This window comes from Staphylococcus sp. HMSC070D05 (assembly GCF_001815595.1).
GTDB classification, from domain to species: Bacteria; Bacillota; Bacilli; order Staphylococcales; family Staphylococcaceae; genus Staphylococcus; species Staphylococcus hominis.
On sequence record NZ_KV821124.1, the window covers coordinates 35481 to 49609 of the forward strand.

12 protein-coding genes and 1 pseudogene are annotated in these 14129 nt (G+C 31.4%); 11 read left to right on the top strand and 2 right to left on the bottom strand.

What is annotated here, in order from left to right; translation table 11 throughout:
• Positions 1 to 5: 5 nt before the first annotated feature.
• From ahrC to HMPREF3046_RS05560, 8 genes are all read left to right on the top strand, one after another.
• Entirely contained in the window at positions 6 to 458 is a 453-nt protein-coding gene (gene ahrC / locus HMPREF3046_RS05525) for a transcriptional regulator AhrC/ArgR (RefSeq protein ID WP_070717322.1), read from the top strand.
• Positions 459 to 473: 15 nt separating this feature from the next.
• The gene (gene recN / locus HMPREF3046_RS05530) at positions 474 to 2147 is read left to right on the top strand and encodes a DNA repair protein RecN (protein ID WP_070717324.1); all 1674 of its coding nucleotides are present in this window, start codon (positions 474 to 476) and stop codon (positions 2145 to 2147) included.
• Positions 2148 to 2289: 142 nt separating this feature from the next.
• Positions 2290 to 3714: a dihydrolipoyl dehydrogenase gene (gene lpdA, locus HMPREF3046_RS05535; protein ID WP_070717327.1), complete on the top strand. Its 1425-nt coding sequence runs from the start codon at positions 2290 to 2292 to the stop codon at positions 3712 to 3714.
• A 14-nt stretch (positions 3715 to 3728) separates the two neighbouring features.
• Complete coding sequence (locus HMPREF3046_RS05540; protein WP_070717329.1) at positions 3729 to 4730, top strand: thiamine pyrophosphate-dependent dehydrogenase E1 component subunit alpha; 1002 nt, start codon at positions 3729 to 3731, stop codon at positions 4728 to 4730.
• Positions 4723 to 5706: an alpha-ketoacid dehydrogenase subunit beta gene (locus HMPREF3046_RS05545; RefSeq protein ID WP_070717331.1), complete on the top strand. Its 984-nt coding sequence runs from the start codon at positions 4723 to 4725 to the stop codon at positions 5704 to 5706. The genes HMPREF3046_RS05540 and HMPREF3046_RS05545 overlap by 8 nt, the downstream gene beginning before the upstream one ends.
• 12 nt (positions 5707 to 5718) lie before the next feature.
• The gene (locus tag HMPREF3046_RS05550) at positions 5719 to 6996 is read left to right on the top strand and encodes a dihydrolipoamide acetyltransferase family protein (protein ID WP_070717335.1); all 1278 of its coding nucleotides are present in this window, start codon (positions 5719 to 5721) and stop codon (positions 6994 to 6996) included.
• Between the two features lie 92 nt (positions 6997 to 7088).
• Positions 7089 to 7526 (top strand): bacilliredoxin BrxB, encoded by a 438-nt coding sequence (gene brxB, locus HMPREF3046_RS05555; protein ID WP_017176260.1) that lies wholly within the window; start codon positions 7089 to 7091, stop codon positions 7524 to 7526.
• Between the two features lie 12 nt (positions 7527 to 7538).
• On the top strand, positions 7539 to 8516 hold the full coding sequence (locus HMPREF3046_RS05560) for an aromatic acid exporter family protein (RefSeq protein WP_070717337.1): 978 nt from the start codon (positions 7539 to 7541) through the stop codon (positions 8514 to 8516).
• A 151-nt stretch (positions 8517 to 8667) separates the two neighbouring features.
• Here the strand turns inward: HMPREF3046_RS05560 and prli42 are convergent, their stop codons facing one another.
• On the bottom strand, positions 8668 to 8763 hold the full coding sequence (gene prli42, locus HMPREF3046_RS11325; protein WP_017176262.1) for a stressosome-associated protein Prli42: 96 nt from the start codon (positions 8761 to 8763) through the stop codon (positions 8668 to 8670).
• A 167-nt stretch (positions 8764 to 8930) separates the two neighbouring features.
• Here prli42 and HMPREF3046_RS05565 point away from each other — a divergent pair, with 167 nt between their 5' ends.
• The 3 genes from HMPREF3046_RS05565 to HMPREF3046_RS05575 all read left to right on the top strand — a co-directional run bounded on the left by HMPREF3046_RS05565 (position 8931) and on the right by HMPREF3046_RS05575 (position 13498).
• On the top strand, positions 8931 to 10055 hold the full coding sequence (locus HMPREF3046_RS05565) for a M20/M25/M40 family metallo-hydrolase (protein ID WP_070717341.1): 1125 nt from the start codon (positions 8931 to 8933) through the stop codon (positions 10053 to 10055).
• A 77-nt stretch (positions 10056 to 10132) separates the two neighbouring features.
• Positions 10133 to 11539: an NADP-dependent phosphogluconate dehydrogenase gene (gndA, locus tag HMPREF3046_RS05570; protein WP_070717345.1), complete on the top strand. Its 1407-nt coding sequence runs from the start codon at positions 10133 to 10135 to the stop codon at positions 11537 to 11539.
• Positions 11540 to 11851: 312 nt separating this feature from the next.
• The gene (locus tag HMPREF3046_RS05575; RefSeq protein WP_070717348.1) at positions 11852 to 13498 is read left to right on the top strand and encodes a glycoside hydrolase family 13 protein; all 1647 of its coding nucleotides are present in this window, start codon (positions 11852 to 11854) and stop codon (positions 13496 to 13498) included.
• Positions 13499 to 13650: 152 nt separating this feature from the next.
• Here HMPREF3046_RS05575 and HMPREF3046_RS10970 read toward each other — a convergent pair.
• Positions 13651 to 13882: pseudogene (locus HMPREF3046_RS10970) on the bottom strand (IS5/IS1182 family transposase); the annotation flags it as partial.
• Between the last annotated feature and the right edge of the window lie 247 nt (positions 13883 to 14129).

Genomic DNA, 14129 nt, shown 5'->3' on the forward strand with positions numbered 1-14129 from the left:
TCATAATGGCAAAAAAATCTGTAAGACATATAAAAATAAGAGAGATTATTTCAAGTGAACAAATTGAAACACAAGATGAACTTGTAAAACGTCTAAATGAATACGACCTAAATGTTACTCAAGCGACTGTCTCTCGTGATATTAAAGAATTACAATTAATTAAAGTACCTGCTTCATCAGGACAATATGTATACAGCCTTCCTAACGATAGAAAGTACCATCCTTTAGAAAAATTAGGTAGATACTTAATGGATTCATTTGTAAATATTGAAGGAACAGGAAACTTACTCGTGCTAAAAACGCTTCCTGGTAATGCTCAATCTATCGGAGCAATCTTAGATCAAATTGATTGGGATGAAGTATTAGGAACTATTTGTGGTGATGATACCTGTCTATTAATATGCAGAGATGAAGAAGCAAGTCTTACAATTAAAACAAGAATTTTCAATTTATTATAAGGATGCGATTAATCTATGTTACAAACCTTATCAATAAAGCAATTTGCAATTATAGATGAACTCGAAATTCACTTTTCTGATGGTTTAACTGTGCTTAGCGGTGAAACTGGATCTGGTAAATCAATTATTATAGATGCAATAGGCCAACTTATTGGTATGCGTGCCTCTTCTGATTTTGTAAGACATGGAGAAAAAAAAGCAATTATTGAAGGAATTTTTGATATTGATAATAGTAAAGAGGCCATTTCAGTTTTAAATGAGTTAGATATTGATATTGATGAAGACTTTCTATTAGTAAAAAGAGAGATTTTTAGTTCGGGAAAAAGTATTTGTCGTATTAATAATCAAATTGTTACTCTTCAAGATCTAAGAAAAGTGATGCAAGAACTTTTAGACATACATGGCCAACATGAAACGCAAACGTTATTAAAACAAAAATATCATTTGAAATTATTAGATGATTATGCTGAAAATCAATATAGCAGTGTTAAAGAACAATATGAAACTACATTTAATGAATATAAAGAAAAGAAAAAAGAACTTGAAGAGTTACAGTCTGCTGATCAAGCATTATTGCAACGTCTTGATTTAATGAAGTTTCAATTTGAGGAATTGCAAGAAGCCTCTCTAAAAGAAGGTGAAATTACTCAATTAGAATCTGATATAAAACGAATCCAGAATTCTGAAAAATTAAGTTTAGCATTAAACAATGCACATGTCACACTTACAGATGAACATGCTATCACTGACCGTTTATATGAATTAAGTAATCATTTACAAACTATTGATGACATTATTCCAGGTAGATTTAAAAAACTTAAAGAAGATATTGATCAGTTCTACTATACCTTAGAGGATGCTAAACATGAACTATACGATGAAATGTCAAATACTGAATTCGATGAACAATTACTTAATGAATTAGAATCTAGAATGAACTTACTGAATAATCTCAAACGTAAATACGGTAAAAACATTGATGAACTTATTACTTATCAATCTAAATTAGAAAATGAAATTGCTAAGATTGAAAATTATGAAGAAAGTACTTCTCAATTAAAAGAAGAAATTGACCTACTTTATGAAAAAGTAATAAAATATGGACAGTCATTATCAAAGGAAAGACGAATTGTAGCTCGAACATTACGGGATCATATTGTGACTGAAATTCAAAATTTACAAATGAAAGATGCTAACCTAGAAATTTCATTTCAGCCATTAGAAACTCCTACAATAGAAGGAATTGAGTTTGTAGAGTTTCTAATTAGTCCTAACAAGGGCGAACCACTTAAAAGTTTAAATAAAATAGCTTCTGGAGGAGAACTTTCTCGTATTATGCTAGCGTTAAAAAGTATATTCGTTGAATCAAGAGGTCAAACCGCTATTTTGTTTGATGAAGTTGATTCGGGTGTTTCTGGTCAAGCAGCTCAAAAAATGGCTGAAAAAATGAGAGATATTGCAAAATATATTCAAGTTATTTGTATATCTCACTTACCGCAAGTAGCTTCTATGAGTGATCATCACTTATTAATTAGTAAAATGTCTAAGAATGATCGTACAACAACTCAAGTGAAAGAGTTAAAAAAAGAAGATAAAATTGACGAAATTGCTCGTATGATTTCTGGAGCAAGTGTAACTGAATTAACAAGAGAAAATGCTAGAGAAATGATTGCTCAAAATCATAAATAGATTATAATTGAAAAATTTAAATTAAGGTTGGATGTCGAAAAGAAATAGACCATATTGAGTATAATATTATTTTTTATATTCAAATTGTTTATTCACGCTTTTCAATTCTAACCTTTAAATCTGATTAATAAGGAGTAGCAAAATGTCTGAAAAACAATATGACTTAGTTGTTTTAGGTGGTGGGACAGCAGGATACGTAGCAGCGATTCGTGCTTCTCAATTAGGGAAAAAGGTAGCAATTGTAGAGAAATCTTTATTAGGTGGCACATGTTTACATAAAGGGTGTATTCCTACTAAAGCGCTACTTAAATCTGCTGAAGTGACTCGCACTGTTAGACAATCTTCAGAATTTGGTATAGACACAAACGGTTTATATATTAATTTTGAAGCAATGATGAATCGAAAAGCGGATATTGTTAATCAAATGCATAATGGCGTTCAAAGTTTAATGCAAAAAAATCATATTGATATTTATAATGGTACAGGACGTATTATGGGAACTTCTATATTTTCTCCACAAAGCGGGACAATTTCTGTTGAATACGAAGATGGTAGCTCAGAGTTACTTCCAAATCAATTTGTACTTATCGCTACAGGATCACGCCCCCAAACATTACCATTTTTAGAAATGAATCACCGGAATATTTTATCGAGTGATGATATATTACAAATTGATGCACTTCCAGACAGTATTGCTATTGTTGGGGGTGGCGTGATTGGTCTTGAATTTGCTTCCTTACTCACTGATTTAAATGTAAATGTTAAAGTGATTGAAGCAGGTAAACGTATATTACCTTCTGAAAGTAAATCCATTTCTACATTTTTAAGAAACAGTTTAATTGAACGGGGTGTAGAATTTTTTGAGGATTGCCAGCTAAGTGAAAAGAATATCATACATAAAAATGATGTCATCCAAATACATATAAATGAAAAAACTACTATTACAGTTGATAAAATATTAGTTGCAGTAGGTCGCGTACCTAATACAAGTGATATTGGTATTCAAAATACTAAAATTCAATTAGATACTCATGGTTATATCAAAGTAAATGAATTTCAACAAACGAGTGATAAGCATCTTTATGCAGCAGGTGATTGTATCGGAACATTACAATTAGCTCACGTAGCTTCTAAAGAAGGAATCACTGCAGTTGAACATATGTTTAATGATCATCCGCTTCCATTGAATTATCATTTAATGCCCAAATGTGTTTATACTTATCCAGAAGTCGCATCTATCGGTTTAAATATAGAAACTGCTAAATCTCAAAATATTAAGGCAATAAGTTATAAAGTGCCATTTAATGCTATTGGAAAAGCAGTTATTGAAGAAACTAAAAATAACCGTGGTTTTTGTGAAATTATATTAAATAAGGACAATGGAGATATTATTGGTATAAGTATGATAGGCCCACATGTCACAGAGTTGATAAATGAAGTTGCTTTATTACAATTTATGAATGGATCAACATTAGAATTAGGGTTAACGACTCATGCACATCCGTCATTATCTGAAATATTGATGGAACTTGGGCTAAAGGCTGAAAACAGAGCAATACACGTTTAAAGGAGGAAGTAAAAATGATTGACTACAAATCTGTGGGACTTACAGATGAAGATTTGAGAGAAATATATAAATGGATGGATTTAGGACGAAAGCTAGATGAACGTCTTTGGTTACTTAACCGTGCTGGAAAAATACCATTTGTAGTAAGTGGTCAGGGACAAGAAGCCACTCAAATTGGTATGGCGTATGCAATGAAAGAAGGAGATATTTCATCTCCGTATTATAGAGATTTAGCTTTTGTTACATATATGGGGATTTCACCTTATGATACAATGTTAGCTTCTTTCGGTAAAAAGGATGACATTAATTCTGGAGGGAAACAAATGCCCTCTCATTTTAGTCATAGAGAAAAAGGTATTTTATCTCAAAGTTCTCCGGTAGCAACACAAATCCCGCACTCAGTAGGAGCAGCATTAGCATTAAAAATGAATCAACAATCTAATATAGCAACTGCTACTGTAGGAGAAGGTAGTTCTAATCAAGGAGATTTTCATGAAGGATTGAATTTTGCTGGAGTCCATAAATTACCATTTGTATGTGTAATTATTAATAATAAATATGCAATTTCAGTACCAGATTCATTACAATACGCAGCAACGCATCTATCTGATAGAGCAATAGGTTATGGTATTCATGGAGAAACTGTAGATGGAAATGATCCAATTGCTATGTACAAAGCGATGAAAGAAGCAAGAGAAAGAGCACTGAATGGGGAAGGAGCAACACTGATTGAAGCAGTGACTATTCGAATGACTCCTCATTCTTCAGATGATGATGATACATATCGTTCTAAAGAAGAAAGAGATTCGTTCAAGACATCTGATTGTAATCTTAAATTCAAAAATGAGTTACTCGATTTAGGCATTATTGATGAAGATTGGTTAAACGAATTAGATAACACACATAAATCTATTATAGATAAGGCTACAAAAGATGCTGAAAATGCTCAATATCCAGATGTAGAAGAAACATATCACTATGTGTATGATCCGGAAGGAGATATTTTCAATGACTAAAATGAGTTATATAGAAGCCATTCAAAATGCACAAGATTTGGCTATGGAAAAAGATAATAATATTTTTATATTAGGAGAAGATGTAGGACGAAAAGGTGGGGTATTCGGTGCTACACGTGATTTGCAAGAAAAATATGGAGAACTGCGCGTAATTGATACACCTTTAGCAGAATCAAATATTATCGGTACTGCAATTGGTGCAGCAATGCTTGGCAAACGCCCTATAGCTGAAATTCAATTCGCAGATTTTATTTTACCAGCAGTTAATCAAATTATTAGTGAGGCTGCTAAAATGCGATATCGTTCTAATAACGATTGGCAATGTCCTTTAACTGTTCGTGCACCATTTGGTGGTGGCGTACATGGCGGTTTATATCATTCTCAAAGTATTGAGAGTATCTTTGCGTCTACACCTGGTTTAACAATTGTAATCCCTTCAACTCCATATGACGCGAAAGGTTTATTATTATCTTCAATTGAATCAAATGATCCAGTATTATTTTTTGAACATAAAAAAGCATACCGATTTTTAAAAGAAGAAGTACCCGATTCTTACTATACTATCCCTTTAGGTAAAGCTGATGTTAAACGTGAAGGCGATGATATTACAGTTTTCACTTATGGTTTATGTGTTAACTATTGTATTCAAGCAGCAGATATTCTAGAGACAGATGGCATTAATGTTGAAGTAGTTGACTTAAGAACAGTTTATCCATTAGATAAAACAACGATTATTGAACGCGCTAAACGAAATGGTAAGATTTTGCTTGTAACTGAAGACAACCTTGAAGGTAGCATCATGTCTGAAGTTTCAGCAATCATAGCGGAACATTGTTTATTCGAATTAGATGCACCAATTATGCGATTAGCTGGTCCTGATGTTCCATCAATGCCATTTTCTCCTAACTTAGAAAATGAAGTAATGATGAATCCTGATAAGATATTAAAAAAAATGCGTGAATTAGCACAATTTTAGGGAGGTAACATAATGGATGTTAAAATGCCAAAATTAGGAGAAAGTGTTCATGAAGGTACAATCGAACAATGGTTAATTTCTAAAGGGGATCATGTGGATGAATATGAACCACTATGTGAAGTAGTTACAGATAAAGTAACAGCAGAAGTTCCCTCAACTATTTCTGGTACAATTACAGAGTTAATTGCTACTGAAGGTGAAACGATTGAAATCAATCAAACCATTTGTAAAATTCAACCCGACGATACATCTTTAAATTCTAATCAAGATGATACTAATGAAACAACTCGTCAAACACAAAGCAATTCTGAAAAAAGTCAGTCTAAGTCTTCTAACACAAATCAATCATCTAAGAATTCGATCAATAATGGAAGATTTTCTCCAGTCGTATTTAAGATAGCTTCAGAAAACGATATTGATTTATCACAAGTACCAGGCACAGGATTTGAAGGTAGAGTAACAAAAAAAGATATTGAAGCTTATATTCAAGAAAATAACCAACAAGATTCAAAAGAAACACATGCCACTCAGATAACCAATCATTCCGAAACGACTTCAAGAAATAATAACGCATCATCAAATGAACCATTAGACGATGATACCATACCAGTTAAAGGCGTGAGAAAAGCAATTGCCCAAAATATGGTTACCAGTGCCACTGAAATTCCACATGGCTGGATGATGATAGAAGTCGATGCTACAAACCTTGTGAAAACTAGAAATCATTATAAGACTGTGTTCAAAAAACAAGAAGGATATAATTTAACATTCTTTGCTTTCTTTGTAAAAGCTGTAGCAGAAGCTTTGAAATCTAATCCATTACTTAATAGCAGTTGGGATGGTAATGAAATTATAATTCATAAAGACATCAATATTTCAATAGCTGTAGCTGATGAAGACAAATTATATGTTCCTGTAATTAAAAATGCTGATGAAAAATCAATTAAAGGTATTGCTAGAGAAATCAATCAACTAGCACAAAAAGCTCGAAATCAACAACTGTCTCAAGAAGACATGACTGGTGGTACTTTTACAGTTAATAATACTGGTACATTCGGTTCTGTATCTTCAATGGGTATTATTAATCATCCTCAAGCAGCAATCTTACAAGTAGAATCAATTGTTAAAAAACCTGTTGTAATCGACGATATGATAGCTATAAGAAATATGGTTAATTTATGTATTTCAATTGATCATCGCATTTTAGATGGTGTTCAAACTGGACGATTTATGTCGCAAGTAAAAAATCGAATTGAAAGCTATTCAATTGAAACAACAAATATTTATTAAAAGTTTGTTATATTACAACCAACCTATTTGAACTATATGTTGGAAATTAGTAAAATGACAATACATAACAATTGACTGAAAGGTGATTCTAAATGGATTTAAATTTTGATTTATATATGAATGGTGTTGTAGAACAAGCTAGAAATGAAATTGAATCTGCTGGTTATGAACAATTAACTACTTCAGATGAAGTTGATAAAGTATTTAAACAAGATGGCACTACACTAGTAATGATAAATTCAGTTTGTGGATGTGCAGGAGGTATAGCGCGTCCAGCCGCAAGCCACGCACTTCACTATGATAAGTTACCTAATAGATTAGTTACTGTATTTGCTGGTCAAGATAAAGAAGCAACTCAGCAAGCAAGAGACTATTTTGAAGGATACGCACCTTCAAGTCCTTCATTTGCACTTATGAAAGATGGTAAGATTACTGAAATGATAGAACGCCATCAAATAGAAGGTCATGACGTAATGGATGTTATCAATCAACTTCAAAAGTTATTTGATAAGTATTGTGAAGAAAGATAAGAGGAACAATATATGCTAACTTTAAATCCTTATAGAATTGGATTTAGAACACTTAAAACAGCTGTAGGAATTACATTAGGTGTTATTTTAGCTAAATGGATAGGACTTGATAACTATGCTTCAAGTGCTATCCTCATTGTTCTATGTATTAAACATACTAAAGTTCACTCACTACAAGCAATTGGTTCTCGATTCGTTTCGTGTTTATTAATGTTATTTTTTGGTTCATTTATTTTTAATTTACTTGGTCAAAATGCAGTCGTTTTAGGATTAATTGTTTTATTATTTATTCCATTTACAGTGATGTTGAATGTTCAAGAAGGTGTAGTGACAAGTTGTGTCATTTTACTTCACGTATTTAATGCCAAAGTGATTGGTCTTCATTTAATTATTAATGAAATTTTACTTCTTATAATTGGTTTAGGAATAGCATTTTTAATGAATTTAATTATGCCTAGTCTAGATAATACATTAGGTAATTTTAAGAAAAAAATTGAAAATGAAATTAAAACGATATTTAAACAATATAGTGAAGCGTGTTTAAATATTAATAAACAATTGTCAATTTCTTTTGATACATTAGAAAACAATATTCGTAAGGCTAAATCTATTGCTTTTAGAGACGTTAAAAATCACTTTGTGCGAAATGAAAACTCATATTATCACTATTTCGATATGAGAGAAGAACAACTAGAAATACTACGCAGAATACAAACATTAATTCATAATACTTCATCTAATGATCCTTTGATAGAGACTGTTGCCCATTTAATGGCTGAAATTGGAGATAATGTTAATAGTAATGATTACACTGTGTTAAGACTACATTCATTATATGAGATACGTTTAAAATTAGACGAATTGCCATTGCCAGAATCACATCAATCTTTAAAATCAAGAGCAAGTATGATGCAAATTTTAAATGAATTAGAAGAATATTTAAATATTAAATCTCAATTCGGCTCTTTAAAATTACATAGTGAAATATAACATCTAAAAATAATTTCTAATCAAAGTAAAAAGACAAACTTCCTTTAAATACAAAAAGTTTGTCTTTTTTATATGCATAAATTTAAGAAATAATAATAAAAACTATCGTCAAATTTGGTTTTTTGTCGATAGTTTCTAATCTAATTAATTTTTAATGCATGAGAGGAACAAGACTTGTAAGTAACAGTGCAGCTACAACTGCAATTAACATGATAATGATAATAATTTTTAGCACTTTATTATTCAATGTAAACGCTCCTTGAAACTTTTAAATAATTTAATTATTCTTTATATTAATAACTTATAATATATAAAATAACCTTAAATGATTTCGATAAAAATGGCAATCAATTTATTTACTCTAATTCTCAAAGTCAGTTAAAATATTAACTATATAAGAAAGGGGTTTTCATAATGATTAATAGTCGCCGTTTACTTAATACTTTTTTAGAGTTAGTGCAAATTAATTCTGAAACTGGGAATGAAGAAACGATACAACCCATTCTAAAAAAGAAATTTATAGATTTAGGATTAAATGTTGTAGAAGATAATGCGTCTAAAAGAGAATGGTTAGGTGCAAATAATTTAATTTGTACCTTACCAAGTAGTGAAGGAAAAGAACATGTTTCTAAAATCTATTTTACTAGCCATATGGATACAGTTGTTCCAGGCATTAACGTTAAACCGATCCTTAAAGAAGATGGCTATGTATATTCAGACGGCACAACTGTATTAGGGGCAGATGATAAAGCAGGTATAGCTGCTTTGTTAGAAATGATTCAAACTATAAATGAACAAGAATTACCTCATGGACAAATTCAATTTATTATCACTGTAGGAGAAGAAGCAGGTTTAAAAGGTGCTAAAGAATTAGATCAAAACTTAATAGATGCAGAGTTCGGCTATGCTGTCGATGCCAGCCAAGCGGTTGGAACAACAGTGGTGGGTGCCCCAACTCAAATGATTATTAATACAACTATTTATGGGAAAACAGCACATGCTAGTAAACCCAACCAAGGTATAAGTGCAATTCATATTGCAGCTAAGGCGATCAATAAAATGCATTTAGGTCAGATTGATCAAGATACCACAGCTAATATTGGTAAATTTTATGGCGGTTCTGCTACAAATATTGTTGCAGATAAAGTCATTTTAGAGGGAGAAGCTCGTTCGCATAATGATAAAAGTTTAGAGTATCAAGTCAACCATATGAAAGAAACTTTCGAAACTACAGCAAAAGAATTAGGCGGTAAAACAAATGTTGAAATTTCTAAGAGTTATCCTGGTTTTAGAAGAAACGATTCTGAGACTGTAACTCAGTATGCTATAAAGAGTGCGAAAACTTTAGGTCTTTCAGGTAAAACTGTTATTGCTGGTGGAGGTTCAGATGGCAGTATTATTAACACGTATCATATTCCAACTGTCATATTAGGTGTAGGATATGAACATATTCATACTACTTCTGAACGTATTCCTGTAGCTGCTTTAAATCAACTTACGAGTCAATTGATTAAAATTGTTGAATTAGTAGCGAAATAATATTTTACTTTAGTGAAGACATTTATATTTTTGTGATACAATACTAATGAAATTATTGAATAAGAGAGGTAAGTAATATGACTCAACAAATAGGTGTTGTAGGTTTAGCTGTTATGGGTAAAAACCTTGCATGGAATATCGAATCACGTGGTTATAGCGTATCTGTTTATAACCGTTCTAGTGATAAAACAGATTTAATGATTAAGGAATCAGAAGGTAAACAAATTCATCCAACGTATTCTTTAGAAGATTTTGTGAACTCTTTAGAAAAACCACGCAAAATATTATTAATGGTTAAAGCTGGTCCTGCTACAGACGCAACAATAGATAGCTTATTGCCTTTATTAGATGACGATGACATTTTAATTGATGGGGGTAATACAAACTATCAAGATACAATTCGTCGTAACAAAGCTCTTGCTGAAAGTGGCATCAACTTTATTGGAATGGGGGTTTCTGGTGGTGAAATCGGTGCGTTAGCTGGTCCATCTTTAATGCCTGGTGGTCAACAAGAAGCTTACAACAAAGTAAGTGATATTTTAGATGCCATTGCTGCTAAAGCAAAAGATGGAGCTGCATGTGTAGAATATATTGGACCAAATGGTGCAGGACATTATGTAAAAATGGTTCATAATGGTATCGAATATGCTGATATGCAATTAATTGCAGAAAGTTATGCAATGATGAAAGAATTATTAGGTATGTCTCATGAAGAAATTTCTAAAACTTTTAAAGAATGGAATGCTGGAGAATTAGAAAGTTATTTAATTGAAATTACAGGCGATATTTTCACTAAATTAGATGAAAATAATGAGCCTCTTGTAGAAAAAATTCTTGATACTGCTGGTCAAAAAGGAACTGGTAAATGGACATCAATTAATGCATTAGAATTAGGAATACCATTAACAATTATTACTGAATCTGTATTTGCACGTTTCATTTCTTCAATTAAAGAAGAACGCGTGAATGCATCGAAAGTATTAAGTGGTCCTAAATCAAACTTTAATGGAAATAGAGAAGAATTCTTAGAAAAAATCCGTAAAGCGTTATATATGAGTAAAATTTGTTCATACGCTCAAGGTTTCGCCCAAATGCGTAAAGCGAGCAATGAAAACGAATGGAACCTTAAATTAGGTGATTTAGCAATGATTTGGCGTGAAGGTTGTATTATTCGTGCTCAATTCTTACAAAAAATTAAAGACGCATATGACAATAATTCAGGTCTTCAAAACTTATTATTAGACCCTTATTTCAAAGGTATTGTTACTGAATATCAAGATGCACTTAGAGAAGTAGTTGCTACTGGTGTTAAAAATGGTGTGCCAACACCTGGTTTCTCAGCAAGTATCAGCTATTATGATAGCTACCGTTCAGAAGATCTACCTGCTAATTTAATTCAAGCACAACGTGATTATTTTGGTGCACATACTTATGAACGCAAAGATAAAAATGGTGTTTTCCATACTCAATGGACTGAAGAATAATTATTGCATGATTAAAAATCTGGGACATCATTCAGTGTCCCAGATTTTTTATTATGACAGTTTAGTATAAATGTCTTAATAAATATAGTTTTGTTATTTTAATTTATATTTAATCGATATATTCCAAGTTGACATTTAGAAACTCGATTAGTACGATAAATATAGTTGTAAACGTTTTCTAAAAAATTGGATTATAGAAATATAATGCTATTACATATTATTTTATATTTTTATAAATCCAGAAAATTTAGATTATATATATTGAAGACTAACTTAATTTATTTACATAATATTTTCAAAGGAGCGGTATAAATGGAAAGAAATTGGTGGAAAGAAGCCGTAGCATATCAAGTGTATCCAAGAAGTTTTAATGATAGCAATAATGATGGTATTGGTGACTTACCAGGAATGGTAGAAAAGTTGGACTATCTGAAAGATTTAGGTATTGATGTCATTTGGCTTAGTCCAATGTATAAATCTCCAAACGACGATAATGGTTATGATATTAGTGATTATCAAGATATTATGGAAGAATTTGGAACAATGGAAGACTTTAATCATTTGTTATCTGAGGTTCATAAGCGTGGAATGAAATTAATTTTAGACCTTGTTGTTAATCATACATCTGATGAACACCCATGGTTTATAGAATCTCGTTCTAGTAAAGATAATCCTAAACGAGATTGGTACATTTGGGCAGATCCTAAATCTGACGGTTCTGAACCTAATAATTGGGAAAGTATTTTCAATGGTTCAACATGGGAATATGATGACACAACAAAACAGTATTATTTCCATTTGTTTAGTAAAAAGCAACCTGATTTAAATTGGAGTAATCCTGATGTTAGAGAAGCTGTTTTTAAAATGATGAATTGGTGGTTTGAAAAAGGAATTGATGGTTTTAGAGTCGATGCGATCACTCATATTAAAAAAACATTTGAAGCTGGTGATTTACCTGTTCCAAAAGGAAAACAATACGCGCCAGCATTTGATGTTGATATGAATCAACCAGGCATTCAAGATTGGCTTCAAGAAATGAAGGACAAATCACTTAGCCATTATGACATTATGACTGTTGGAGAAGCAAATGGCGTGAATCCAGATAATGCAAAAGAGTGGGTTGGAGAAAAAGAAGGTAAATTCAATATGATTTTCCAATTTGAACATTTAGGTTTATGGAGCACTGGAGATTCTAAATTTGATGTTTTATCTTATAAAAATGTATTAAACCGTTGGCAAAAACAATTAGAGGGCATAGGATGGAATGCACTATTTATAGAAAATCATGATCAACCTAGACGTGTTTCTACTTGGGGAGATGATAAAAAGTATTGGTTTGAATCTGCTACTAGCCATGCAGTGGTATATTTCTTACAACAAGGCACACCCTTTATTTATCAAGGTCAAGAAATTGGTATGACAAACTATCCATTTGAAAGTATTGAAACATTTAACGATGTTGCTGTAAAAACAGAATATCAAATTGTTAAATCTCAAGGTGGAGATGTTAATCAGTTATTAGATAAATATAAAATGGAGAATCGTGATAATTCTAGAACACCTATGCAATGGACTAATGAAATAAATGGAGGGTTTACTGAAGGTACACCATGGTTCCCAGTCAATCCTAACTATAAAACAATAAATGTAGCACAACAATCTGAGGATTCAGATTCCGTTCTTAATTTTTATAAACGTCTAATTAAATTAAAAAAATCTGATGATATATATACTTATGGTGAGTTTAATTTAATCGATGATGCGAACGAGAATATTTTTGCTTACACACGTAAACTAAATAATAAGACAATTCTAGTTGCAGGAAATTTAACAGATACTGTTGCATCATTAAATTTACCATTCGAAATTGAACCGTCTCATATTAAGCTACACAATTATAAAAATGATTTAGAGATCACTAATATGAGACCTTTTGAAGCATTCGTAGCCGAACTTTAATAGTAAAGAGTCCGAAATATAAAGTTTCTGAATAAGTGAAAAAAGATAATTTCTATATTATTTCAATAGAAATTATCTTTTTTATAAATTTTTTAATTATTTTCAGCTCGTTGAGCTGCTACTTTTCTTATTCGAATGCTATCATTAAGTCATTTTTCTATCTTACGTCCTGAAAACACAGATTGTGTGTAGACTAGAATACTTTTAACATCATTTTTGGATGGTATGGTGTTGCACCACGATGATGTCTGAATTCATCGAATTCAGTCTTAGGAATTATTTCTATAGTATATCATTTACATGTCGTGACATATCATTTGTGGGGATAAGAAATGAAGTTTCCATTGGTAGAGTAAGTTGAGTCATATTATAATCTTTATGTATAAAGTACTTCGTTAATTTAGTTTATTGGTATTTATTAAATTATACGAAGGAGCCTTATTTTTTTAAAGTATTTCAATATAAAATTACATATAAATACAAAGTATTTTGTCAAGACTCTTGAGGAAACAAGACAAGCTGAAGACTACAGGCTGAAGCTGTCCTCTAAGAAAGTGAGTCAACAATACGAAGTATTGTAAATAAAAAGCCAGTAAATGAATGGCACTGAACCCTTAAAATGGGAACTTAA

Bases quoted from the DNA above. Each gene is read 5' to 3' on its own strand.
- gndA (WP_070717345.1), top strand. From the start codon at position 10,133: ATGACTCAACAAATAGGTGTTGTAGGTTTAGCTGTTATGGGTAAAAAC.
- recN (WP_070717324.1), top strand. From the start codon at position 474: ATGTTACAAACCTTATCAATAAAGCAATTTGCAATTATAGATGAACTC.
- lpdA (WP_070717327.1), top strand. From the start codon at position 2,290: ATGTCTGAAAAACAATATGACTTAGTTGTTTTAGGTGGTGGGACAGCA.
- HMPREF3046_RS05550 (WP_070717335.1), top strand. From the start codon at position 5,719: ATGGATGTTAAAATGCCAAAATTAGGAGAAAGTGTTCATGAAGGTACA.
- brxB (WP_017176260.1), top strand. From the start codon at position 7,089: ATGGATTTAAATTTTGATTTATATATGAATGGTGTTGTAGAACAAGCT.
- HMPREF3046_RS05545 (WP_070717331.1), top strand. From the start codon at position 4,723: ATGACTAAAATGAGTTATATAGAAGCCATTCAAAATGCACAAGATTTG.
- HMPREF3046_RS05560 (WP_070717337.1), top strand. From the start codon at position 7,539: ATGCTAACTTTAAATCCTTATAGAATTGGATTTAGAACACTTAAAACA.
- HMPREF3046_RS05565 (WP_070717341.1), top strand. From the start codon at position 8,931: ATGATTAATAGTCGCCGTTTACTTAATACTTTTTTAGAGTTAGTGCAA.
- HMPREF3046_RS05575 (WP_070717348.1), top strand. From the start codon at position 11,852: ATGGAAAGAAATTGGTGGAAAGAAGCCGTAGCATATCAAGTGTATCCA.
- ahrC (WP_070717322.1), top strand. From the start codon at position 6: ATGGCAAAAAAATCTGTAAGACATATAAAAATAAGAGAGATTATTTCA.
- HMPREF3046_RS05540 (WP_070717329.1), top strand. From the start codon at position 3,729: ATGATTGACTACAAATCTGTGGGACTTACAGATGAAGATTTGAGAGAA.